The sequence below is a fragment of the Streptomyces sp. NPDC046931 genome (genome assembly GCF_040644655.1).
Classification (GTDB): domain Bacteria; phylum Actinomycetota; class Actinomycetes; order Streptomycetales; family Streptomycetaceae; genus Streptomyces.
The window spans coordinates 369,135-392,057 of the sequence record NZ_JBEYWX010000004.1; the positions used below are offsets into that span (position 1 = coordinate 369,135).

Annotated in this window: 20 protein-coding genes; 9 read left to right on the plus strand and 11 right to left on the minus strand. The window is 71.5% G+C overall.

Annotated features, from left to right (window positions below):
- Positions 1-83: 83 nt before the first annotated feature.
- Positions 84-671, plus strand: a complete 588-nt coding sequence (locus tag ABZ876_RS11395) for a Uma2 family endonuclease (protein ID WP_361777893.1) — start codon at positions 84-86, stop codon at positions 669-671.
- 50 nt (positions 672-721) lie between these two features.
- Here ABZ876_RS11395 and ABZ876_RS11400 read toward each other — a convergent pair whose 3' ends face one another.
- Together ABZ876_RS11400 and ABZ876_RS11405 are read right to left on the minus strand one after the other, a co-directional pair.
- Complete coding sequence (locus ABZ876_RS11400; protein WP_361777895.1) at positions 722-2,200, minus strand: MFS transporter; 1,479 nt, start codon at positions 2,198-2,200, stop codon at positions 722-724.
- A gap of 74 nt (positions 2,201-2,274) precedes the next feature.
- Positions 2,275-2,712, minus strand: a complete 438-nt coding sequence (locus tag ABZ876_RS11405) for a MarR family transcriptional regulator (RefSeq protein ID WP_361777898.1) — start codon at positions 2,710-2,712, stop codon at positions 2,275-2,277.
- A gap of 193 nt (positions 2,713-2,905) precedes the next feature.
- Here ABZ876_RS11405 and ABZ876_RS11410 point away from each other — a divergent pair, with 193 nt between their 5' ends.
- Complete coding sequence (locus ABZ876_RS11410) at positions 2,906-3,088, plus strand: ribbon-helix-helix protein, CopG family (protein WP_361777901.1); 183 nt, start codon at positions 2,906-2,908, stop codon at positions 3,086-3,088.
- A gap of 21 nt (positions 3,089-3,109) precedes the next feature.
- Here ABZ876_RS11410 and ABZ876_RS11415 read toward each other — a convergent pair whose 3' ends face one another.
- Positions 3,110-4,558, minus strand: a complete 1,449-nt coding sequence (locus ABZ876_RS11415) for an NCS2 family permease (protein WP_361777904.1) — start codon at positions 4,556-4,558, stop codon at positions 3,110-3,112.
- A gap of 252 nt (positions 4,559-4,810) precedes the next feature.
- On the opposite strand from ABZ876_RS11415, the gene ABZ876_RS11420 reads away from it, so the two are divergent.
- Both ABZ876_RS11420 and ABZ876_RS11425 read left to right on the plus strand, forming a co-directional pair.
- Complete coding sequence (locus ABZ876_RS11420) at positions 4,811-5,062, plus strand: DUF2530 domain-containing protein (RefSeq protein WP_361777907.1); 252 nt, start codon at positions 4,811-4,813, stop codon at positions 5,060-5,062.
- Positions 5,063-5,169: 107 nt separating this feature from the next.
- Entirely contained in the window at positions 5,170-7,563 is a 2,394-nt protein-coding gene (locus ABZ876_RS11425; protein ID WP_361777910.1) for an HAD-IC family P-type ATPase, read from the plus strand.
- 48 nt (positions 7,564-7,611) lie between these two features.
- Here the strand turns inward: ABZ876_RS11425 and ABZ876_RS11430 are convergent, their stop codons facing one another.
- From ABZ876_RS11430 to ABZ876_RS11450, 5 genes are all read right to left on the minus strand, one after another.
- The gene (locus ABZ876_RS11430) at positions 7,612-9,183 is read right to left on the minus strand and encodes an FG-GAP-like repeat-containing protein (protein WP_361777913.1); all 1,572 of its coding nucleotides are present in this window, start codon (positions 9,181-9,183) and stop codon (positions 7,612-7,614) included.
- A gap of 687 nt (positions 9,184-9,870) precedes the next feature.
- Positions 9,871-10,794 carry a hypothetical protein gene (locus tag ABZ876_RS11435; RefSeq protein WP_361777916.1) on the minus strand — a complete coding sequence of 308 codons (924 nt, stop codon included), beginning with the start codon at positions 10,792-10,794 and terminating at the stop codon, positions 9,871-9,873.
- A gap of 215 nt (positions 10,795-11,009) precedes the next feature.
- Positions 11,010-11,798: a hypothetical protein gene (locus ABZ876_RS11440; protein ID WP_361777919.1), complete on the minus strand. Its 789-nt coding sequence runs from the start codon at positions 11,796-11,798 to the stop codon at positions 11,010-11,012.
- 147 nt (positions 11,799-11,945) lie between these two features.
- Positions 11,946-15,095, minus strand: coding sequence for a molecular chaperone Hsp90 (locus ABZ876_RS11445; RefSeq protein ID WP_361777922.1), 3,150 nt, complete (start codon positions 15,093-15,095; stop codon positions 11,946-11,948).
- Positions 15,096-15,293: 198 nt separating this feature from the next.
- The gene (locus ABZ876_RS11450) at positions 15,294-16,220 is read right to left on the minus strand and encodes a DUF3027 domain-containing protein (protein WP_361777925.1); all 927 of its coding nucleotides are present in this window, start codon (positions 16,218-16,220) and stop codon (positions 15,294-15,296) included.
- Between the two features lie 413 nt (positions 16,221-16,633).
- On the opposite strand from ABZ876_RS11450, the gene ABZ876_RS11455 reads away from it, so the two are divergent.
- The 4 genes from ABZ876_RS11455 (at position 16,634) to ABZ876_RS11470 (ending at position 20,151) form a co-directional block, all read left to right on the plus strand.
- Entirely contained in the window at positions 16,634-18,052 is a 1,419-nt protein-coding gene (locus ABZ876_RS11455; RefSeq protein WP_361777928.1) for an MFS transporter, read from the plus strand.
- A gap of 71 nt (positions 18,053-18,123) precedes the next feature.
- Complete coding sequence (locus ABZ876_RS11460) at positions 18,124-18,585, plus strand: DUF2771 domain-containing protein (protein WP_361777931.1); 462 nt, start codon at positions 18,124-18,126, stop codon at positions 18,583-18,585.
- Positions 18,555-19,307, plus strand: coding sequence for a futalosine hydrolase (locus ABZ876_RS11465; protein WP_361777934.1), 753 nt, complete (start codon positions 18,555-18,557; stop codon positions 19,305-19,307). The genes ABZ876_RS11460 and ABZ876_RS11465 overlap by 31 nt, the downstream gene beginning before the upstream one ends.
- Positions 19,291-20,151, plus strand: a complete 861-nt coding sequence (locus ABZ876_RS11470; RefSeq protein WP_361777937.1) for a 1,4-dihydroxy-6-naphthoate synthase — start codon at positions 19,291-19,293, stop codon at positions 20,149-20,151. Before ABZ876_RS11465 ends, ABZ876_RS11470 begins: the two co-directional genes overlap by 17 nt.
- Before the next feature lie 44 nt (positions 20,152-20,195).
- Here ABZ876_RS11470 and ABZ876_RS11475 read toward each other — a convergent pair whose 3' ends face one another.
- Entirely contained in the window at positions 20,196-20,579 is a 384-nt protein-coding gene (locus tag ABZ876_RS11475; RefSeq protein ID WP_361777940.1) for a cold-shock protein, read from the minus strand.
- A gap of 175 nt (positions 20,580-20,754) precedes the next feature.
- Between ABZ876_RS11475 and ABZ876_RS11480 the strand changes: the two genes are divergently transcribed.
- Positions 20,755-21,006, plus strand: coding sequence for a hypothetical protein (locus tag ABZ876_RS11480; RefSeq protein ID WP_361777943.1), 252 nt, complete (start codon positions 20,755-20,757; stop codon positions 21,004-21,006).
- Between the two features lie 39 nt (positions 21,007-21,045).
- Here the strand turns inward: ABZ876_RS11480 and ABZ876_RS11485 are convergent, their stop codons facing one another.
- Complete coding sequence (locus tag ABZ876_RS11485; protein WP_361777946.1) at positions 21,046-21,672, minus strand: haloacid dehalogenase-like hydrolase; 627 nt, start codon at positions 21,670-21,672, stop codon at positions 21,046-21,048.
- Positions 21,673-21,787: 115 nt separating this feature from the next.
- Positions 21,788-22,795, minus strand: a complete 1,008-nt coding sequence (locus ABZ876_RS11490; RefSeq protein WP_361777948.1) for a hypothetical protein — start codon at positions 22,793-22,795, stop codon at positions 21,788-21,790.
- Positions 22,796-22,923 lie beyond the last annotated feature (128 nt).

Genomic DNA, 22,923 nt, shown 5'->3' on the forward strand with positions numbered 1-22,923 from the left:
GTCCGGGCGTGTCCTGGTCACCGTGCGTATCGTTGTACCGCGCGGCTGCATGCGACCAGGCAGCAGCGGGGAGGAGCGGCACAGTGACTGTTCTCGCAGACAGGATCGAGATGGCCGACCAGGGCGAGGAGCTCAGCCTCGACACTATGTTCGAGTGGCTGGAGCGGATGCACATCCCCGAGGGTTTCAAGACCGAGATCGTCGAGGGGGGCATCTTCGTGACGCCGCAGCGGGACACCCACTGGGAAATCATCCTGGACATCGTCGAGCAACTGCGCACCAAGTACCCGCGCAAGCACGTGAAGTCCGATGTCCGCATCGACTACCCGGGGCATCTCAACGGCTTCGCGTCCGACGTCGTGGGGCTCACGAAGGATGCCCGGCCGGACGACAAGGGCCACTGGCGTCACCAGGACGTCGAGTTCGTCGCCGAGGTGATCTCCAGGGACACCGCCCGCAACGACTACGGGCCGAAGAAGGCCGCGTACGCCGCCGCCGAGGTGCCGGTGTACCTGATCGTGGATCCGTACACCGGAACGTGGCACCTGCACACTCTGCCGCAGGACGGCGAGTACCGAGGCAAGCTCACCCTCGACTTCGGCGAGGAGATCGACCTGACCGGGACCGTGGTGGGCCTCGTCCTCAAGACGGACGAGTTCCCCCGGGGCTGACCCCGGACCCCGGGGTCCGGGGCCTGGATCCCCGGGATCCAGGGTCCGGTCTACGCCGCCGTCGCCAGCTCCTCCCGCCGTTCGCGCGGCACGAACCGGACCTTCGGATGGCCGTGGCTCCAGGCGACCGACAGGCGCAGGCCGCCGGCCCGGGCCAGAAACAGGCCGATGGTCACGGCCGCCGCCAGCGAGATCAGACCGCCCACGGCGAAGCCGATCCGGGCGCCGTACACGTCCGTGATCCAGCCGACCACGGGCGCCCCGAGGGGCGTACCGCCCATGAAGACCATCATGAACAGGGCCATGACGCGGCCGCGCATCGCCGGATCGGTGCCCATCTGGACGGCCGTGTTCGCCGTGACGTTGACCGTCAGCCCGAAGATGCCGATCGGGACCATCAGCAGCGCGAACAGCCACAGCGACGGGGCCCCGGCCGTCACGATCTCCAGCCCGCCGAACAGCGCCGCCGCCGCGATCAGCACCCGCAGCCGGGCCGTGCCGCGGCGGGCGGCGAGCAGCGCGCCGGTCAGCGAGCCGAGCGCTATCAGCGTGTTGAACAGGCTGTAGGCCCCGGCACCCGCGTGGAAGACGTCGTCCGCGTAGGCCGACAGCCACACCGGGAAGTTGAAGCCGAAGGTGCCGATGAAACCGACCAGGACGATCGGCCAGATCAGCTCCGGGTGCCCGGCGACATAGCGCAGCCCCTCGCGGAGCTGGCCCTTGCCGCGCGGGGCGCGCTCCACGACGTGCAGCTCGCGGGCGCGCATCAGCAGCAGTCCGGCGATGGGGGCGAGAAAGGACAGGCCGTTGAACAGGAAGGCCCAGCCCGTGCCGACGCCGGTGATCAGGATGCCCGCGACCGCCGGGCCGACCAGGCGGGCGGACTGGAAGTTCGCCGAGTTGAGGCTGACCGCGTTCTGAAGCTGCCGGGGGCCGACCATCTCCGAGACGAAGGACTGACGGGCGGGGTTGTCCAGGACCGTGGCGAGTCCGACGGCGAAGGCGGCGACGTACACATGCCAGACGTGGACGTGGCCGGAGAGGGTCAGCAGGGCGAGGACGAGGCCCGTGGCACCCATCGCGGACTGTGTGACCAGGAGGGTCGGGCGCTTGGGGAGCCGGTCGACGAGCACTCCGCCGTACAGCCCGAAGAGCAGCATCGGCAGGAACTGGAGTGCCGTGGTGACACCGACGGCGGTGGAGGAACCGGTCAGGCTCAGCACGAGCCAGTCCTGTGCGATGCGCTGCATCCAGGTGCCGGTGTTGGAGACGGCCTGGCCCAGGAAGAAGAGCCGGTAGTTGCGGACCCGCAGGGAGCTGAACATCGAGGACGTGCGGGTCCCGGCGCGTTCGGCGGAGTCGGAGCCACCGGAATCCGTGGGGGGCTTGGGGTGCTCCGGGCGTTCGGGGTACTCAGGGCGCTCCGGGTACTCCGGGTACTCGGGGCTTTGGGGGCTTTGGGGGAGAGTGGACAGGGAGTCGTGGGTGGCTGGTGCGGGGGCGGAAGCTGCTCCGGTTCCCGTACTCAAAGGGGTTCGCCTCCTTGCGATGACGGCTTCGTACGTACGCGGGTGGGGGCCGCGTCCGGCGGGGACGCCCGCCGTCACAGATGTGCGAGCTTTTCCAGGACGGGGGCGGCCGCGCGGAGCTTCGCCCACTCGTCGTCGTCCAGGCCCTCGACCAGGCCGGCCAGGAACGCGTTCCGCTTGCGGCGGCTCTCCTCGAGCATCGCCTCGGCCCGCTCGGTCTGGGTGACCACCTTCTGGCGCCGGTCTTCGGGGTGCGGCTCCAGCCTGACCAGGCCCTTGCTCTCCAGCAGTGCCACGATGCGGGTCATCGACGGCGGCTGGACGTGCTCCTTGCGGGCAAGCTCGCCGGGCGTGGCGGAGCCGCAGCGGGACAGGGTGCCGAGCACCGACATCTCGGTGGGGCTCAGCGACTCGTCGACCCGCTGGTGCTTGAGTCGGCGCGAGAGGCGCATCACAGCGGAGCGGAGAGCGTTCACGGCGGCAGCGTCGTCGCCATGGGTCAGGTCAGCCATGCTCTTTAGGGTAACTCATTACTTTCCCTAAAGACCACCCCGAGACCCCGGCTCCGGGGTGACTCCGGCCACTGCCGGCCGTACGGTTCCGGGACCTCCCGGGAAACCGCTGAGCAGCACAGACCACCCGAACGAGTGATCCCGCGGGGGAACGCGGCGCACCGGCCGCAGGGATCCGGCGACCCTCGTACGCATGGGAACCAGCGTGCTCAGCGTGCGGATAGACGGGGAGCTGCTCGAGCGGCTCCGCCGGCACGCCGCCAGAAGAGGAATGAGCGTCCAGGACTATGTCGTCCGGACGCTCATTCGGAGTGACTTCGACGAGCGGTTCCGGGCCGCCGTCGAGGAGACGGAGAGGTTCTACGGGGTCACCTGACCCCGCCCCGCGGGGAGCGGGTCAGGTCAGGCCCAGCGCCGGCATCAGGTAGTAGAAGGCGAACACCGCCGACACCACGTACATCGCGACGGGGATCTCGCGGGCGCGGCCCGCGGCCAGGCGCAGGACCACGAAGGTGATGAAGCCCATGCCGATGCCATTGGTGATCGAGTACGTGAAGGGCATCATCAGCATCGTCACGAAGGCCGGGACGGCGATCGTGTAGTCCGCCCAGTCGATCTCCTTGACCGAGTGGGACAGGATCAGGAAGCCGACCGCGACCAGGGCCGGGGTGGCCGCCTGGGACGGGACCATCGTGGCGACCGGGGTGAGGAAGAGGGCCGCGGCGAAGAGGGCACCCGTGACGACGTTCGCGAAGCCCGTGCGCGCACCCTCGCCGACGCCTGCCGTGGACTCCACGAAGCAGGTGGTGGCCGAGGAGGAGCTGGCACCGCCCGCCGCGACCGCGATGCCGTCGACGAAGAGCACCTTGTTCATGCCCGGCATATAGCCCTCGGCGTCGGTCAGCTTGGCCTCGTCGCCGATGCCCATGATCGTGCCCATCGCGTCGAAGAAACACGACAGCAGGACCGTGAAGACGAAGAGGATTCCGGTCAGGACCCCGACCTTGCCGAAGCCGCCGAACAGGCTGACCTTGCCGATCAGGCCGAAGTCGGGGGTGGCGACCGGGTTGCCGGGCCACTTCGGGACGGTCAGACCCCAGGAGGGGATCCTGGCGACCGCGTTGAGCACCACCGCGAGGACCGTCATCGCGACGATCGAGATCAGGATCGCACCCGGCACCTTGCGCACCATCAGTGCGAAGGTGAGCAGCGTACCGAGGACGAAGAGCAGGACCGGCCAGCCGGTGAGGTGTCCGCCGGTGCCGAGCTGGAGCGGGACCGTGGTCTGCGCGGCGTCCGGTATACGGGTGACGAAGCCGGAGTCCACGAGGCCGATCAGCATGATGAACAGGCCGATGCCGATCGCGATGCCCTTGCGCAGACCGAGCGGCACCGCGTTCATCACCCGCTCGCGCAGACCGGTGGCGACCAGCAGCATCACCAGGAAGCCGGCGAGGACGACCATGCCCATCGCGTCCGGCCATGACATACGCGGGGCGAGCTGGAGAGCGACGACCGTGTTCACGCCGAGACCGGCCGCGAGCGCGATCGGGACATTGCCGATCACCCCCATGAGCAGCGTGGTGAAGGCGGCGGTCAGGGCGGTCGCGGTGACCAGCTGGCCGTGGTCCAGGTGGTGCCCGTACATGTCCTTCGCGCTGCCGAGGATGATCGGGTTCAGCACGATGATGTACGCCATCGCGAAGAAGGTGGCGAAACCGCCCCGGATCTCGCGCGAGAGCGTGCTGCCCCGTTCGGAGATCTTGAAGTAGCGGTCGAGGGCACCGGACGGGGGCCGGGTGCCCGGCTGCTGCGGAGCGGCCTTGGCGGGGGCCGAGGTGGACATGCGGGACCTCAGGGATGTGGGGGACTGCGGATGGACGCTGACAAACGTGATCGAGTCTCGCCCTCGCGTGATCGCCAGCAGGTCTCCCCCATGACGCTGTTGGCATTTCATACGAACATAAGCGGCCAGACTCGAACTGTTTCAGTATGAACATATAAGGCGCAGATCGCTATCTCCGCGCGTAGACCCTTCAGCGGCAAGGCTCCCGGGGTCCGCCCCGGCCGCCTTGCCCGGCCCTCGTAAGCTGTGCGCATGGCGAAGTGGACCCCCAGACACGAGGCGCCGGAGCCCCTGGAGGGCCCCGTGGTCGCCACCATCACCGGCGGCACGATCCTCTGGTTCGTCCTCTTCCTGGTCCAGCTGCCGTTCTACGGCTGGTTCGCCGACCACGGGCACACCTGGTGGCTGTGGACGTGCCTGGCGGGCGCCGGGCTCGGCTGCATCGGCATCTGGTACGTGCGCAGGCGGGACGCGGCGATCAAAAGGGCTGCGGCCGAGCGGTAGTTCAGGGGCCGTCTCGTACAACCACCGCAGGAGAGCCGTCCTCCCCCGGTCGGATCTTCGAGGCGCTCGAGGGGTGAGGGCGCACATCCGCACGTAACGTCGAATGCATGACCCACATCGACGCGGGCGCCGAACTCGATCCCGTGCACCCCGCCCCCGTACCCGGGCGGACACGAGGACTGTCCGCCGCCGAGGTGGCCGGGCGGGTCGCCCGCGGTGACGTCAACGACATCCCCGTCCGCAGCAGCCGCTCCCTGGGCGAGATCGTCCGCGCCAACGTCTTCACCCGCTTCAACGCGATCATCGGCGTTCTCTGGCTGGTCATGCTGTTCGTGGCGCCGTTCCAGGACAGCCTCTTCGGCTACGTGATCATCGCCAACACCGGTATCGGCATCATCCAGGAGTGGCGGGCCAAGAAGACCCTGGACTCGCTCGCGGTGATCGGCGAGGCGAGGCCCACGGTACGCCGGGACGGGGTGGCCGCCGAGATCGGCACCTCCGAGATCGTGCTCGACGACATCATCGAGATCGGACCCGGTGACAAGATCGTGGTCGACGGCATCTGCGTCGAGACCGACGGACTGGAGATCGACGAGTCACTGCTGACCGGTGAGGCCGACCCCGTCGTCAAACGGGCCGGGGACCCCGTCTTGTCCGGAAGCTTCGTCGTCGCCGGTGGCGGCGCCTTCCGGGTGACCAAGGTGGGACGCGCGGCGTACGCCGCCCAGCTCGCCGAGGAGGCCACCCGGTTCACGCTCGTCCACTCCGAGCTGCGCAGCGGCATCTCCACGATCCTCAAGTACGTGACGTGGATGATGGTCCCGACGGCGATCGGCCTCGTCATCAGCCAGCTCGTGGTCAAACAGCACGGGTTCAAGGACTCCGTCGCGCGCACGGTCGGCGGCATCGTGCCCATGGTCCCCGAGGGACTCGTCCTGCTGACCTCCGTGGCCTTCGCCATCGGCGTCATCCGGCTGGGGCGCAAACAGGTCCTCGTCCAGGAACTGCCCGCCATCGAGGGCCTCGCCCGCGTCGACACGGTCTGCCTGGACAAGACGGGGACGCTCACCGAGGGCGGCATGGACGTCACCGAGCTCCGGCCGCTCCAGGGCGCCGACGAGACGTACATACGCAAGGTCCTCGGCGCGCTCGGCGAGTCCGACCCGCGCCCGAACGCCTCCCTCCAGGCGATCATCGACGCCTACCCGGACAGCGAGGACTGGCGTTGCACCGAGGCCCTGCCCTTCTCCTCCGCCCGCAAGTACAGCGGCGCGTCCTTCAGCGAGGGCAACGGCGAGGCCAGCACCTGGCTCCTGGGCGCCCCCGACATCCTGCTGGACCCCGACGACCCGGCCCTGGCCGAGACCGAGCGCCTGAACGAGCAGGGGCTGCGCGTGCTGCTGCTGGCCCGCACCTCCCGGGACCTCGACGACCACCGGGTCAAGGACGGCACCCGTCCCACCGCCCTGGTCGTCCTGGAGCAGCGGCTGCGCCCGGACGCCGCGGACACCCTGCGGTACTTCGGCGACCAGAACGTCCGCGCCAAGGTGATCTCCGGCGACAACGCGGTGTCCGTGGGCGCGGTGGCCGGAAAGCTGGGCATCGCCGGCCGGGTCGTGGACGCCCGCCGCCTTCCCCCCAACCAGGCGGAGATGGCCAAGTCGCTGGACAAGGGCACGGTGTTCGGACGGGTCACCCCACAGCAGAAGCGGGACATGGTGGGCGCCCTCCAGTCGCGCGGGCACACGGTGGCGATGACGGGCGACGGGGTGAACGACGTGCTCGCTCTCAAGGACGCGGACATCGGCGTCTCGATGGGTTCGGGCTCGGAGGCGACACGGGCCGTGGCACAGATCGTGCTGCTCGACAACAGCTTCGCGACACTGCCGTCGGTGGTCGGTGAGGGCCGGCGGGTGATCGGGAACATCACCCGGGTCGCCACCCTCTTCCTGGTGAAGACGGTCTACTCGGTGCTACTGGCGGTACTGGTGGTGTGCTCGCAGGTGGAGTACCCGTTTCTGCCCCGGCACCTGACCCTGCTGTCGACCCTGACGATCGGCGTGCCGGCCTTCTTCCTGGCGCTGGCCCCCAACACGGAGCGGGCCAGGCCCCACTTCGTCCGGCGGGTCATGCGGTACTCGATCCCGGGCGGGGTCATGGCGGCCGTCGCGACCTTCGTGACCTATCTGGTCGCCCGTCACCACTACACGGGCCCGGGCTCGCTGGAAGCGGAGACCAGCGCGGCGACCCTCACGCTCTTCCTGATCACGATGTGGGTGCTGGCCATCGTCGCGCGGCCCTACACCTGGTGGCGGATCTCCCTGGTGGCCGCGATGGGCCTGGCATTCCTGTTCGTCCTGGCCGTGCCCGCGCTCCAGCACTTCTTCGCACTGAAGCTGGTGGGCGTGACGGTCCCCTGGATCGCGGTGGGGATCGCGGCGATCGCGGCGGCCGCCCTGGAATCCGTCTGGAAGTGGGTCGACCGCCGCGTGCCCGCCTAGACGGGACCGTCTGGAGGGGACCGCCTGGCAGAGGCGTCCTGCCGAGTACTACACGGTGGGCCACATGCTCTTGCCGGCCGCCACCTTGCCCTTGCCGTCACCCGCGTACCAGCGCAGGTCGCCGTTGGACCACAGGGCGGCCAGGTCCGCCTTGCCGTCTCCGTCGAAGTCGCCGCCCAGCACGGCCCGCATGCTGCCCCAGCTCTTGTCGGGGTACATGGAGCGGGCCTTGTCGAAGGTTCCGTCGGCCTTGCCCGGGTAGAGGTTCAAGGAGCCGTCGGCCCCGACGGCGGCGATGTCGTCGCGGCCGTCTTCGTTGAAGTCACCGGTGGCGATGCGCTTCGCCTTCCAGGTCTTGTCCGGCCACATGGCCTTCTTCTGGTTGACCAGGTTGCCGCTCGCGTCCCTCTTGTACGTGTAGAGGGAGCCGTCGGGCCACTGGAACAGCAGGGTGTCGCGTCCCGGGGTCTTGCTGTGGAGGGTGGCGACGGGCAGGCCGTCCTTCCAGGCCGAGTCGGACCACATCTTGGGCCGCGTCCACAGGTTCTGGGCCCAGGAGCGCCGCTCGCCCATGAAGAGGTCGCCGTCGTCCTCGACGGTGACCACCTCGAGCCCCGCGCCCTCCTTGAAGTCACCGGCGATGATCTGCTTCTGGTTGGGGCGGCCGAGGCCGGGCAGGAATGCGCCGTATTCCAGCTTGCCGTCGGGGCGGCCGTAGAAGACGTGCGCGGGGCCGCGCATCAGGACGGCCGCGATGTCCGTGCGTCCGTCGCCGTTGAAGTCGGCTGCCGTGACGGCGTCGGTGAGGTAGTCCTTGCTGGACATGAGCCGGACCTGCTGCACCCAGCCCGCGATGTCGTCGACGCGAGAGGCGATGGCCCCGGTACGGGTCTCCTCGGTGCCGAAGCAACCGCCGTTCCAGGAGGCCTTGACCACGCCGATCACGTGGCCCCTGGCGTTGAGGACCGGGCCGCCCGCGTCGCCCTGGCACAGGGCGCCACCGCCGTTGCTCGGGGAGATCGCGAGGGTCGAGGCGTTCACGGTGTCCACGGTGAAGGAACCGGTGTGCGCCCGGCCGGGGACCCACTCGTCCTTGGTGCGTCCGTACCCGACGGCCCTGAGCTGGTCGCCCTGGACCGGTGCGGTGGTGTCGAGCTTGGCCTCGTCGATGTCCGGGAACGGGCCGTCCAGGGGGTTGTCGAACGTGACCGGGTTGTTGATGCGCGCCATGACCAGGTCGCGGTCGGGGTGCGGGACCAGCTCGATGACCTTCTGCTTCAGCAGCGCCTCCGGGCCGGGCCGGTTGCCGTCGGTGGTCACCACGGTGGTGTACGGAGGGTCGCCGGCCTTGAGCTTGGAGGCCTGCTGGGGATCGGCGGCGAAGCAGCTGGCGGCGGTGAGCACCCACTGGGGGTCGACCAGGGTGCCGGAGCAGCCGCGTTCGTTGTCCTTGTCGTAGGCGATGTGCAGCTTCACCGCGAACTGGTCGGTGCCGTCCTGGACCTGGTCACCGTTGACGGACTGGGCCGGGGGCGCCATCAGCAGTCCGGTCGCGAGACCGGCCGTCAGAACACCGGCCGTCCAGACCGTGCGCTTCCCGCGCGGGCGGGGATGAGTCACGTTTTCCTCGAATCACAGGGCTTGCTCTGCGTGTGCAGAAGGCGTGTCGGATCCATGCGCCGTGTGGCGCACGGAAGTTGGGGGGCGCGGCGCGGGGGCAGCCGGTCAGCCGGTGACGCGGAGCTCCACGAGCACCGACCTGGCACCTCCGTGATGGCGCCTTTGGCGGTGAGGTCCGTGCTGGCCGGGTGGTCGGCGGCCGGAACGAAAAAGCCTGCGGATACGCCGAAGAAGGTCAGACGAGTGCCCGGCGATGACAGGCCGGTCCGCACTGCTGAAGACGCCTCAAAATGAACCCCCGTGACTGCGTCAGAACTCAAGGCGCCGGCGACTTGACAGCCGAAAAGGCGCGAGTGGTGAAATCCCCTTGGCCGAAAGCCACCGCTGGTCAGACGGGGCAAAGGCGGGTCATACGCTAGCCAAAGCCTCACTATTCGTCAACACAACACCTCCACGCACAACTTGACAAGCCATCACAAGCCCGCGGTCGATACCCCGCCAAGAGGGATTAAAGGGACATTGTTCCGGCTGGCCTCCGCCACCGCCGCCCCACGGCACCGTAAATCGGATTGAATTGCGCGCATCACCGGCGGCGCGCTGCCCATTCCCCGAATCCGAAGGCTCGCATTCATGAATAACGGCCGCTTCGCCGGGATCCCGGCGAAGCGGCCGTGGTGCGGCAGAGATTTACTTCACATCGACGAAGTCACCCGCGGCGTTGACCGCCGGGGTCGTCGTAGTGCCCGCGAAGGAGTAACGGAAATAGCCGTCGGTGGAGGCCGTGACGGTGGTCTTCAGGTTGCCGTAGGTGTCCGTCTTGATGGTCTTCAGCGTGGTGTAGGTGCTGGAGCCCTTCTTGCGGAACTGCAGCTTCACCGACTGGCCGCTGTACCCGGCGTACTTGTTGGTCTCCCAGTTGGCGCGCGACAGCTTGCCCTTGACCGTGAGCGTCTTGCCCTTCGTCACCGGCTCCGGGGAGGCGTCGGTCGTCAGCGTGGAGTTGCGCTGGATCAGGGTCTTGCCGAGTCCGCCCTGCTCGGCGACGCCGACCTTGGAGATGTCCGGGTCGGCCGTGTCCAGCTGGCCGTTCCAGTCGATGGCCCCGGCGGCGGCGCCCCAGGTGCCGGCGTTCGCGTTCTCCAGGTCCCCGTAGGCCGGGTAGATGTCGATCGTGCCCTTGCAGGTCGCGGCGGTCGACGAGGTGGCGGTGCAGGTGGCCGACCTGTCCCCGATGAGGATGTTGTCCGGGCTGTCGTAGGAGCCCTTGTAGAGGTAGGGGTCCGTCTCGAAGTCCGACGAGGTGATGTCGACGTCGGCGCCGTGGGTCAGGGTGTACGAGACCGGGACGGAGACGTGGGCGGTGGTGCCCACCTTGTACGCCTTGCCGATCTTGAAGTTGGAGAAGGTGACGTTCAGGTCGTACGGCGCGCCGTCGGTGCCGGTGCGGGCGGTGAACGCCTGCTTGCCGGAGGTCGCGTGGGCGGACTGCAGGACCTTCGCGACGGCCGCGCGGTGGGAAGGGGCGGCGTCGGCGGCCTGCGCGGCCGGAACGGCGAAGGCGGAAAGGGCCAGGGCGCCGGATACGGCGGCCGCAGTGGCACGAATGCGCATGGCGTTCTCCAGGTGGAGAAAGGGCCCGCGGTTGACTCACGCGGGACCCGAGTGTCTGGGGAGTCTGTTGACTCGCATGATCAGATCCACGGCCGGATCAGAAGGTTGTATACGGCCGGATGATTTCCTCGGGCAACCCGTCCGGCCGCCGGTCCCGGAAAAGGGCCGGTCCCCGCGCCCTGCCGGGGCGCGGGGACCGGGCGGTGCCTCTCAGGTCACTGCACGTCGACGTAGTCACCCGTGGCGCTGACCGCCGGGGTCGTCGTGGTGCCCGCGAAGGAGTAGCGGAAGTAGCCGTCGGTGGAGGCCGTGACGGTGGTCTTCAGGTTGCCGTAGGTGTCCGTCTTGATGGTCTTCAGCGTGGTGTAGGTGCTGGAGCCCTTCTTGCGGAACTGCAGCTTCACCGACTGGCCGCTGTACCCGGCGTACTTGTTGGTCTCCCAGTTGGCGCGGGCGAGCTTGCCCTTGACCGTGAGCGTCTTGCCCTTCGTCACCGGCTCCGGGGAGGCGTCGGCCGTCAGTTTCGACAGGCGCTGCACCTTGGTGTAGCCGAGGTCGCCCTGCCAGGTGATGTGGTTGCTCTTGTCCACGGCGACGCCGCCGACCTTCCACGTACCGGCGTCGGCGTTGAACAGGTCGCCCTCGGTCGGGCGGATCTCGATGGTCCCGGTGCAGTGCAGCACCGTCGAGGAGGCGGCCGTGCAGGTGCCGGGCTCGTCCCCGGCCTCCAGAGCGGTCGGCGAGGTGATCTTGTCGCCGCGGTAGATGACCGGGCCGGTGGCGAAGCTGCTCGGGCTGAGGCTCGCGGGGTGCGTCACGGTGTAGGTGACGGGGACGGAGACCTTGGCCGTGGTGCCGACGACGATGTTCTTTGCCTTGTTCACCTTGACGTTCGAGAAGGTGACGGCAGGGCCGGCCGTACCGGCGGCGTGCGCGGCCGGTACGGCGAAGGCGGAGAGGGCCAGGGCGCCGGAGACGGCGGCCACGGTGGCACGAATGCGCATGGGTTCCCCAACTGGAGAAAAGGGCCCGCGGGTTGGCTCACGCGGGACCCGAGTGTCTGGGGAGTCTGTTGACTCGCATGATCAGATCCACGGCCGAAACTCATGGTTGTACGCGGCTGGATCTTTTTGTCACCGCATTACCCGGCCTCAGTCGAACCAGCGGTCCCGGGCCAGCTCCTCCGTGCGTGAGGGGTCCTCCAGGAGCGCGGCGACCTCGAAGCGGCGCGGCCACTGGCCCGCCGCCCAGGCGAGACCCGCGGCGACGCCCTCCAGGGTGGCGGCGTGCAGCACACCGTCCGAGGTCAGCCGCCAGTCGATGTCCACGCCGTCGACGACCAGCTCCTCGTGCTCGACGTACGACGCCGGGGTGGACGGGCCGAGCAGCACCCGTACGGAATCCGGAACGTCGTGCTCGGCGCCCTCGGAGGTCACCTCGCCCGTCACCGACTCGCTCAGGCGCCGCACCTGGAACAGCTCCGCGAGATCGGCGGCCCGCGTCGGGCGCACCGGCAGCAGCGGGACGCCCTCGGTGAAGGGCAGCAGGTCCGGCGAGTCGACGACCACCGCGTCGGCGGCGTCCACGACGGTCACCCGGCCGTCGACGACCGCGCGCAGTTCGTCCGGCAGGGTCACCTGGTCCGGGTCGAGGTCGGCCAGCGCCGTGTAGAGGGCGTGCAGCTGGGCGGCGGACACGGGCCGCTCGGGGCCGGCGAGCCGGTCGAGCAGTTCGGCGGCACCGCCGGGCTCGTCGAGCAGGGCGGCCACGGACGTGCGTACGCCGAGCGCCCGCAGCACCTGCTCGTCGTCGAAGCCGGTGGCGTCGGCCTCGTCGTACAGTCCGCGCAGCAGCGGGTCGCCGCCCGCAGCGCGCAGGCCCGCGGGGCGGCGGCCGTCGAGCACCGGGTGGCCGCGCAGCCACCAGGCGGTGTACGGCCGTACGACCTCATGGGTGCCGTCGGGCAGCAGAATGCGCACCGGCTGGGTGAGCGCGTCCCGCAGCGGCGGCTCGGACAGCAGGGCGAGGGCCGCCGGCCAGCGGCCGTCGTCGACGAGGTCGAGGTCGCGCACGGCGACGATCTCGGTCGCCACCGGCGGCACCGGGGTGTCGGGCAGCCGGTCCAGGACGTCCTCGCACCACACGTCGACGGCGTCGAGCAGCCCGGCGTCGTCCGGCTCGGCGAAGTCCGAGTCGCGGGGCTCCAGTTCGTCGGGGTCCAGGACCACGTCGGTGGCGCGGACCAGGGCGAAGTTCGCCAGCACCCCGCAGGCGGTCAGCGGCTGTTCGCCCCAGCGCTCGGCCAGCTCCTGGTCGACCAGCGCGAGTTCGCCCTCCCGCAGCACGCTCGCGAAGGGGCTTCCGGGCAGCACGAGTTCCCCGGCGGGCGCGAGTTCGCCGTCCTCGTCGGGCAGGGCGAGGGCACCGAGCCAGGGCTCGTCACCGGGGTCGAGCGCGGCCTCCCGGACCAGGGCGAGCACGGTGTCGGCGAGTTCCTCGGCGTCCAGGCCCTCCTGGTCCCAGCCGGGCCCCTCGTCGTCGAGGGAGGCGGCGACGGCGGCCCGCACCTGCGGAGTGGTGAGCACGGCACGCGGGGTGGCCGGCAGCGCGCCCAGCTTCTCCAGGAGCGGATGGGAGGCGTCCGGGTGGGCGACCTTCAAGCCCAGTCGCGCCAGGACCTCGGGCGTCACCGGCGGCCCGTCGACGGTCGGCAGCAGCACCTGCCGGGGGCCGATGGTCGTACGGGCTCCCCCCGTGCCGAAGCCCTGGGAGATGTCCCCGGCGAGCGGCACCGGAAGCCCCGTCAGCCGGTCCGGGTCGACCCCGGCCAGACTGTCGTACAGCCGCCACCACCAGTCGGGCTCCTTCTCCAGGCCCGCCAGCCGGTCGGCCGCCTCGGTCAGCTGCACCCGGGCGACGCCCAGCGTCCGCAGCTCCGCGCGTCGTTCGAGACCCGCGGGCAGCAGGCTGGGCAGCACCTCGGCGAGGACCCGCACGGTCTCGGCACCGGCCCCCTCGACGATCTCGGCGTCCCGCGGCCGCAGCGCCTCGGGCAGCTCGGGGTCCTCACCCGGGTCATGGGCGGGCGGCAGGAAGGCGGTGCGCGGCAGCCGCTCCAGGACGGCCCGGCGCAGGGCGCCGTCCAGCTCGCCCTTGCCCAGCGGACCCGGCACCAGGTCGATCAGGCCGGCGGTCACCGGGCGCCAGTCGGCGAGGAGTTCGGCGTACGCGTCGGCCGCGCGCTCCACCAGGAAGCCGGTGAGCGGGCCGGGCGCGGCGCGGCGGCGGGTGGTGTCCAGCGGGAACGAGGCGATGAGCAGCGCGGGCACGCCGAGCGGCTCGTCGCTGGGCGTGGGAGCGTGCACGACCGGTGCGGTACGGGGCCGCACGGGGGTGCCGTCGTCGGCGGCGGGGACGGCCCAGGTGACGGACCAGTGGGGACGCAGCCGCTCCTCGACCGGGCGGTCGGCGAGGAGGTCCGGCGTGAGGGGGCCGTGCCGGGAGACGGTGCGCCAGCGGGTGGTGCCCTCGCGGGAGTCCTCGATCACGGTGTCGGTGCCCTCGGCGCGGCGGCGCAGGGTGCGTACCTCCTGGTCGCCGATCTCGACGACGACTTCCTGAAGACCGGGCAGGGCGAGCAGGAGGGCGTCGTCGACGGTGTGCAGCAGCCGCTCGGCCAGGTCGGTGGCGGCCGCGTCGCGCAGCGGGAGGATGACGACGGTGTCGTACGGGTCGGGAGCGCTGCCCTCGGCGGCGTACGGCAACCGCAGCAGCGGCACATGCCCGTCGCGGCGGCGGATCTCGTCCCCGAGGCCGGGGCTGTGCCGGGCGGTCTCCCCGGCCAGCTCCCGGGCCTCGGCCAGGGACCAGCGGACTCCGCCGTGCCGGCCGACGACGGCGGGCTCGTCGCTGACGGCGAGGACGGACGCGAAGCCGACGCCGAAGCGGCCGACGGCCTGCTCGTGGGTGTCGCGCTTGGCGGAGGCGCGGAGGGTGGACAGCGACTCCACGCCGGCCGCGTCCAGGGGGGCACCGGTGTTGGCGGCGACCAGCACACCGTCGCGGAGGGTGAGCCGCAGCCGGCCGGGGACCTTCGCCCTGCCCGCCGCGTCGGCGGCGTTCTGCGCGAGCTCGACGACCAGGCGGTCGCGGTACCCGCCGAGTACCAGGTCCTCCTCGGCGTTGGCGTCCTCGCGGAACCGGGCCGGGCTGGTGGCCCAGGCGTCCAGCACCCCGCGCCGCAGCCGGGCCGTTCCGAACGGGTCCGCGCCCTCGGCCGCAGGCCGCACGAATACGCTCACGCTTTCACTCTCCCTCTCGCGGCGTGCCCGTGCCTGCCGCGGGACGAAAGTACCGTCTGCCGGGGCGGCCGGTGCCGGGGGCTGCGCCCGGGGATCCCCGCCGCGGCCCGGACGGGCATGCCCCCGGCGGCCGGGCCGACCGGATCGTGCGGGAGCGGGACCGCCTTGTGCCTGGACAGGGGCGTGCGGGGGTGACGGCTAGGAGTGCCCCAGCTCGGCCGCCGACTCGTCCGCCACCGCCGGTACCGAACCCGAGTCCGGGGAGGGACGCAGCGGGAACGGCTCCACCTTCGTCTCGTCGACCACCGGCGGGGGCGGCTGCGGAGCCTTCGGCATGACCGCCGCCTCCGAGTGGGCGCCGCAGCCGTACGCCAGGGAGACCACATGGCCGTCGGCCGGGGAGAACTCGTTCGCGCACACGCCGAAGGCCTGCCCGAGCGAGCCCCCGATCGGCACCAGGAAGCCGCAGCTGACACAGGAGGCCGGAGCCGCCTGCGCCATCGGCGTCTTCGGGCCGAAGGCCTCGTCCCAGCGGTCGGCGGCGGTGTACAGGCCGTAGCGGGACAGGACCCGGGCGCGGCGCATGCCCAGCTCCTCCGCGACCGCCGAGATCGAACCGCGCGAGGGCGCCATCGGCAGGTTCGCGGGAGCGCCCGCGGTCACCTCCACGTCCTCCGCCTCGACCAGCTCCGCCATCTCGCCGGAGACCGGGGAGTTCGGCGCGGGCTCCGCCTCGCCCGAGAAGCCGGGCTCCAGGCGCAGGTCCTCGGCGTCCGTCGGCAGCAGGTCGCCGGGGCCGAGGTCGCCGGGACGCAGCCGCTCGCTCCAAGGCACCCACTCCGGCGCGAGCAGCGCGTCGGAGCCGGGCAGGAGCACCGTCTCGTCGAGCGTGACGATCTTCGCGCGGGACGCCCGCGCGACCGTCACCGCCCAGCGCCAGCCCCGGTACCCCGGCTCCTTGCACTCGAAGAAGTGCGTGACAACGCGGTCGCCCTCGGACACCATCCCGACGTGCTCGCCGACGACGCCGGGCGCGGCGGCCTCCTCGGCGGCGGCGCGGGCGAGGTCGACGGCCTCGGCGCACAGGCGGTCGGGGGTGCGGCTTCGCGGTGTCGCTGCGCTCACAGGTATCGCTTCTCTCCTACGCCGTCTCACGGGTGCGCCCTTCCCGGCTGGGGGAGCGGACGGAGCGGACCGGCGGACCGCGTCGACGTCCGCGCCCGATTGCGCTCGGGCGCACCTACCCCACCCATTCTGCGGGATGGATGAGAGGCGCGCGGCCGAGAACAATCGCCACGGCGCGCTACGCACGCTACCCTCTCCGCGCCCCGGGGCCCACACCGAGTGCCGCGCTCTGTCTGACGCGGGCTCTCCGTGCGCCGGGCCGGTACGCCGTCGGCATGGTTTCCGGACCGTCCGGCACGGCTCGCGGCCATCCGGCACGATGGCCGGTTCCGCACCCCGGCCGCTCGCTCCCACGCGCCCCCATCCGTGCGGTAACCGCACTACCCCCGGCCTTCTCGGGGCACTATGACGGGGTGGCAGCCGCGAGGTCGTCCCACGAAGCCGCCGGGGTGGGCGGAGTCGAAGGGCGCAGCCGGGAGAGCGGTTCGGGCCGGTTCGCAGGGTCCGTCCGCGCGGTCGGCCGTGCCCTGCACTTCCCCGTCACCGGCGCCGCGCGCGGCATCCGCAAGATCACCCACGCACACGGCGCAGGGGAGTCCGGCCTCGGCAGGCTGATCGAGCTGCACGCCGTGAACGGCGCCGGTGACGTCATGGTCACCGTCGCTCTCGCCTCCACCGTCTTCTTCTCCGTGCCGACCGACGAGGCCCGCGGACGTGTCGCCCTCTACCTCGCCATCACCATGGCCCCGTTCACGGTCCTGGCGCCCGTGATCGGCCCGCTCCTCGACCGGCTGCCGCACGGCCGCAGGGCCGCGATGGCGGGCGCGATGCTCGCCCGGGCCCTGCTCGCACTGATCATCTCCGGGGCGGTCGCGAGCGGCAGCCTGGAGCTGTACCCGGCCGCGCTCGGCGTACTCGTGGCCTCCAAGGCGTACGGCGTCGTCCGCAGCGCTGTGGTGCCCCGGCTGCTGCCGCCCGGCTTCTCCCTGGTGAAGGCCAATTCCCGGGTGACCCTCGGCGGTCTCCTCGCCACCGGCATGGCCGCCCCCGTCGCTGCGGGCCTGCACACCATCGGACCGGCCTGGCCGCTGTACGGAGCATTCGTGATTTTCGTCGCGGGGACGTTCCTGTCGTTCTCGCTGCACCCGAAGGTCGACTCCGCCAAGGGCGAGGACATCGCGCTGCTCGCCGCGGACGCCGAACACCTGCACGGGCCGCACCGCAGGACGACCCTGCGCCGCCCCGGGCTGCGCACGGTCGGCCCGGCCGTCACCCATGCCCTGGCCGCCAACGCCTCGCTGCGCTGCCTGTCCGGCTTCCTGATCTTCTTCCTCGCCTTTCTGCTGCGCGAACAGCCGCTCGCCGGCGAGAGCGCCGCGGTGTCGCTGGGGATCGTGGGTGTCGCGGCGGGCGCGGGCAACGCGCTGGGAACGGCCGTCGGCGCCTGGCTGAAATCACGCGCACCGGAAGTGATCATTGTGACGGTCGTGGCGGTCGTGCTGGCCACGGCGATCACCACGGCGGTCTTCTTCGGCGCGTTCCTGGTGGCCTGCCTGGCGGCGGTCGCCGGGTGCGCGCAGGCCCTCGCCAAGCTGTCGCTGGACGCGCTGATCCAGCGGGACGTGCCGGAGCCGGTGCGGACCTCGGCGTTCGCGCGCTCGGAGACGCTGCTCCAGATGGCCTGGGTGCTGGGCGGCGCGATCGGCATCGTGCTGCCGCTGAACGGGGTGCTGGGGCTCGCGGTGGGCGCCGCGCTGGTCGCCGCCGGCTGGCTGACGACCGTACGGGGCCTGCTCGGCTCGGCCGGGCGCGGCGGGCGCGCGGGCACCTGATCGCACGAGCGCGCGGCACGTCGCACACCCCACGTGGGGAGGGGACTGGACGTGCCCGATAGCCTTCGGCCATGACCGCACTGCGTTCCCGTCGCGCCGTAGCCGCCCTCGGCGCCGCTTCCGCCGGACTTCTCCTGCTGTCCGCCTGTAACAAGCCGACACCGATGGCGACCGTCACGGTCGGCACGGACTCGGTGAGCTCCCAGACCGACTGCTACAACGACGGCAAGGAAGTCGCGGCGGCGGAGCTGGCGAAGTGCCTCAAGTCCAAGGACGTCAAGTCGATCACCGTCGACCCCGATGAGACGGTCCGCTTCGGCGTCGACCCGGCCATCGCGGACAACGGCTGGACGATCCTGATGAACGGTCAGCCGCTGACCGACTCCAGCAAGAAGACGTACCGCACCATCCCGGGCAGCGTGTTCTTCAACGCGCAGTACGGCGCGAGCGGCAACTCCACGCTCGTCTCCATCAAGGAGGGCGAGAACAAGGTGCTGGGCCTGTGGTCCTTCAAGCTCAAGAAGGAATCCTGACCACGTCCTCCGCCCGATACCTGGTGGCCACCGCTGTCCCGGCCGAACGGGACGCGGTGGCCGGGGCGTTCCCGGGACCCGCCGCCGAGGTGCCGCTGCCGACCGCGGTCCTGCACCGGACCGGGGGCTTCGACCTCCTCGCCGTCGGCGTCGGCCCCGCGCTCGCCGCCGCCTCCACCGCCTCCGCGCTGACCGCCGCCGCCCTCCGGGGCGCCCCCTACGACCTCGTCGTCTGCGCAGGCATCGCGGGGGGCTTCGCACCGGACGCACCCGTCGGCTCGCTCGTCGTCGCCGACGCCATCGTGGCCGCCGACCTCGGTGCCGAGACCCCGGACGGTTTTCTTCCGGTCACCGACCTCGGCTTCGGAACCGTCAGCCACCGGCCGCCGGCATCACTCGTACGAGAACTCGCAGCCGCCTCCGGCGCCGTCACCGGCACCGTTCTCACCGTCTCGACCGTGACCGGGACCGCCCGGCGCGCCGCCGAGCTGCGCGCCCGGCATCCGGGGGCGCTCGCCGAGGCGATGGAGGGGTTCGGCGTCGCGGAGGCGGCCGCCGCGCACGGCACGCCCGTCGTGGAGATCCGGGCCGTCTCCAACCCCGTCGGCCCGCGCGACCGCGCCGCCTGGCGCATCGGCGACGCCCTCGGGGCCCTCACCGAGGGCGTCGGGAAGCTCGCGACCGCCCTCGAGAGTTGGACACAGCATGACCGCACCCAATGAGCCCCAGCCCCTGAAGATCGCCTACTCCCCCTGCCCGAACGACACGTTCGTCTTCGAGGCATGGGCCCACGGCCGTGTCCCCGGCGCACCGGCGCTCGACGTCACCTTCGCCGACATCGACATCACCAACGGCATGGCCGAGCGCGGCGAGTTCGACGTGCTGAAGGTGTCGTACGCGGTACTGCCCTACGTCCTGGACGAGTACGCGCTGCTGCCGTGCGGCGGCGCGCTGGGCCGGGGCTGCGGGCCGCTGGTGCTCACCCGGGAGCCGGGGGCCCGGCTCACCGGCCGGACGGTCGCCGTGCCGAGCGAGACGTCGACGGCCTATCTGCTGTTCCGGCTGTGGGCCGCGGACACGGTGCCCGGCGGGGTCGGCGAGATCGTCGTCATGCCGTTCCACGAGATCATGCCGGCCGTGCGGGACGGCAGGGTCGACGCGGGGCTCGTGATCCACGAGGCGCGGTTCACCTATCAGAACTACGGGCTGCACAAGCTCGCCGACATGGGCGAGCACTGGGAGGCCACGACCGGCCTGCCGATCCCGCTGGGCGCGATCATCGCCAGGCGCTCCCTGGGCGCGGACACGCTGAAGCTGCTCGCCGAGTCCGCCCGGGCCTCCGTGCGGGCGGCCTGGGACGACCCCGAGGCCTCCCGCGCGTATGTCATGGAGCACGCGCAGGAGATGGACCCCGCAGTGGCGAACGCCCACATCGGGCTGTACGTCAACGAGTTCACGGCGGACCTGGGCGAGGACGGCTACGCCGCGGTCCGGGGGCTGCTCACGCGCGCGGCGGCCGAGGGGCTGCTGCCGCCCCTCGGCCCGAACGCGCTCGCGTTCCCCTGACGGACGTCCCGGACCGGACCGCGCGCGGTCGGACGCCGCCCGGGTCAGACGTCCAACTGGTCGGCGACCGCGCGCAGCAGGCCCGCGATCTTCTTGCCGGAGGCCTTGTCGGGGTAGCGGCCCTTCTCCAGCATCGGGGTGATGTTCTCCAGGAGCGTCGTCAGATCCTGGACGATGGAGGCCAGTTCGTCCGGCTTCTTCCGCTGGGCGGCCGCGACCGAGGGGGCCGGCTCCAGAAGGGTGACGGAGAGCGCCTGGTCGCCGCGCTGGCCGGCGACGACTCCGAACTCCACGCGCTGTCCCGGTTTCAGGGAATCGACTCCGGCGGGGAGAACCGAGGAGTGAACGAAGACGTCGCCGCCGTCGTCGCGGGAGAGAAAGCCGAAGCCCTTCTCGCTGTTGAACCACTTGACCTTGCCGGTAGGCACGTCTGTCCTCGTCCTCGTACTCGTCGGAAACTGCGTCTGCAAAGTATTTCGGGAAAGTGCTTCGAAGAGCACCGCAGCGGGCCGCCCGGACCCGCCGGTACCAAGGCTAATGGTCCGGGGGCCGGTGACAAGACGTCGCCGAGTCGTTCCTCGCGACGGGAACTACCCTGGTCCGGTGCGTGACGAAACCCAAGCGAATTCCGCCTCGGCCGGCGACCGGCTGATCCGTGCCGGTGCGATCGTCTTCTTCATCGGGGCGGTGGCCACTTTGGTCACCGTGGCCCCGTTCCTGCTCGGCACCAAGCCTTTCCCGACGTTCATGTTCGGCCTGAGCATGCTCATGGGCGTCGGGTTCCTGATCGCCGGCGCGGGTGTCCTCCAGTCGATCGCGGAGGGCCGCCGAAGGGCCCGCGGGGCGCGGACCTAAGCGGCCCCGAGCCGCCCGAGCAGCCCTGCGGCGTCGCCCTCAGGAGTGGGCGTGCGCCGTCAGCCAGCCGGGGAACTCGGTGAGGTCGGCGAGGACCACGTCCGCACCCGCCGCCCGCAGCTCCTCGGCGGGGCAGGGGCCGGTGGCCACGGCGACGGAGTGCGCCTCGGCGGTACGGGCACCACGGACGTCCCCGACATGGTCGCCGACGTAGACGTCCGCGCCGTGCTCGAGGAGCGCCTCCGCCTTCTGCTCCGCCCACAGGTCGCCGATCACCGCGTCGGGCTCCATCCCGAGGTGCTCCAGATGCAGCTTGGCGTTGGGCTCGTACTTGGCCGTGACGACGATCGCCCGCCCGCCCGCCGCCCGCACGGCCCGGATCGCCTCACGGGCGCCGGGCAGAGCGGGCGTCGCGGCGATCGCGATGGTGGGGTACATCTCGCGGTACAGGTCGGCCATCGCGTCGACCCGCTCCGCCGGGAACCAGTTGACCAGCTCGTCCACCAGTGGGGGACCGAGCCGGGTGATGGCGAGATCGGCGTCGATGTACGTCCCCGAACGCGCGGAAAGCGCCCGGTAGCAGGCATGGATCCCGGGCCGGGAGTCGATCAGCGTCATATCGAGGTCGAAGCCGACGGTGAGGGCGCGAGACGTCATGGCGGCCATTGTCCCAGGGCCGGGGGCCGGCCCGACGACACCGAAGTGGCACGGACGACTGCCGGAGTGTGACAGGCCGGGGCCTCCGCCCCGGGACGTCGGCCACCACCCGCGCGGCGGCGCCTCACCGCTGCCGCCGCGACCGCCACACCAGATACAGGGCCGAGGCGACGGCCGCTCCCCGTACCACCCAGGGCCAGGTCTGGGCGACGGCGTCGTTCATGTGCCCCTGGGCGATCGGATCGCCCCAGCGGCCGCTCGTGCGGCCCCACAGCCAGACGATCCCCGCGGCCGCGGCCAGACCGGGCAGGCCCATGACGGCCCACTTGGACTCGGCGGGGGTCAGCCGGCGGGACGCCCAGGCGAGGAACCAGCCGAGACCGAGGGCGAGCCAGCTGCCGATCACGGCCCCGGCGACGAGGAGTCCGGCCGCCAGGAGCAGCAGGGGGTTGCTCCGGCCGGTGAGGCGGGGAAGGCGGCGGCGCGCGGAGGCGGGCTCCCCGGCGGCGGGGGCGGCCTCGGCCGCCGGCTCCACGGCGGCCGGCTTCTCGACGGCGGCCTCCGGCTTCGACGGGCTGCCGGGCGCGGGCGGCGGCTTCAGCAGTTCGGGGATCTCCACGCCGCCCACGAACCCCGGTACGGCGTCGCCGAGCTCGAAACCGCCTGCGGACCCGCCGTCCACACGCCACCAGTCGGGCCGGGTCGCACTGTCGCCCAGTTCGTGCGCACCGGCCAGATGCGGCGGCGAGGGGGCGCCGCGGGAGGGGCCCGCGGGACCGGGTTCGGCGGGGCGGGGACGGGGCACGACCCGGCGCAGGCCCTTGGGGCGGTCGTGGTCCCCGAAGCCGTTGGTCCGCTGCGGGGGAACGGCTGCGGGAAGGCTCGGGGCGGCGCCGCCGGAGGTGCCCCCGGACGCGGCGGCCACCACCTCGTCGGGGGTGCCCAGCCGGGAGAGGATGCGCCGCACGGCGGCCGGGCTGTCGACCGGGGACTTCGCCCGCCGCCGGTCGATCTCCTCGCGCAGCTCGGACACGAGCCGCATACGCGCGGCCGACGGCAGCTGACGCTGCTGGGCCACGTCCCCGACCCGGCTCAGATAGTCGAAGACAAGCTGATCGCTCTCGATCCCCACGAAGCCCCTCCGGGGTGGGCCGCTGTCGTTCCGTACCGTATCCCGCGCATGCCCTCCCCGGGGGCCGCGTCCCCGGACCCCGGCCTCGGCCTGCACCAGGTCATCGCCGGACCGTGGCCGCTTCGACA